The sequence below is a fragment of the Vibrio sp. 1249-1 genome (genome assembly GCF_033340495.1).
The window spans coordinates 1-827 of sequence record NZ_JAWOWJ010000345.1 but is presented as its reverse complement, the minus strand read 5'-3'; the positions used below and the strand labels follow the sequence as shown (position 1 = coordinate 827).

Genomic DNA, 827 nt, shown 5'->3' with positions numbered 1-827 from the left:
GCACGGCTTAAATTTACAACCGTAACCACCACAGCTCATTGGGACTGGGAACGCCACGCGTTGACAGTCCCTCTTGAGGCGTTTGTTATGTGTGTGTTCAAACCATCAAATTTAGTCAGGTACTACTATTAAACCTAATTGCTCTAAAAGTTGTTCTTGTTGCCACGAACAGATTTTTACACCTGTAAGGTCAACTTTCCGGGGGTCTAAACCATACAGCTCCGAGTGGCTCAAATCACAACCTTGCAACCTACACTGGCTCCAACACCCTTCAGAAAATACTCCCCGACTTAAATCAGACTCTTTAAATGATGCACCACTCAGATTTGCGCCAATCCATCTATTCTCAAACAAATCACACTTTTCGATACACTGCCTTTCAAAGTTGGCGTATGAAAGATTACAACCTGTTATATAAGCTGAACAAAAATACATTCTGTTCGATACCTGATTCATGAAGCTAGCTTGAGCAAAATTTGCCCCCTTTAAATCGCACTCTCTGAACTCGATACCAAAACAATTTGCACCTTTGAAATACGACATTGAAAGACTGCAGTTTTTAAAAGATGCGTCTCTAAGATCCGAGTAAGAAAAATCACACCCCTCTAATTCTCCTCGTTCAATGAAAGAACAATCTACAAATTGTGTATCGCGGAGGTTTGCCCGTTTAAAGGAACAGCAGAAAAATTTGCAATTTTTAAAATACTGACCACTCATGTCTTGATGTGAAAAGTCTGCTTGTACATATAACTGGTCTGTTTTATCCATTTTGTAGCCCTCTTTTTATTTGAGTCGAAGACTAACATTTACCAACCAGTTCTCAAGAA

1 protein-coding gene is annotated in these 827 nt (G+C 39.8%); it reads right to left on the bottom strand.

The features are described from left to right. Nucleotides 1–111: 111 nt before the first annotated feature. Nucleotides 112–768, bottom strand: coding sequence for a quinolone resistance pentapeptide repeat protein QnrVC4 (locus R7Z50_RS26270; RefSeq protein ID WP_000361704.1), 657 nt, complete (start codon nucleotides 766–768; stop codon nucleotides 112–114). Nucleotides 769–827: the final 59 nt, after the last annotated feature.

What these genes read in the sequence shown, in the direction of transcription:
- R7Z50_RS26270 (WP_000361704.1), bottom strand. Translation starts at nt 768, where the DNA reads ATGGATAAAACAGACCAGTTATATGTACAAGCAGACTTTTCACATCAA.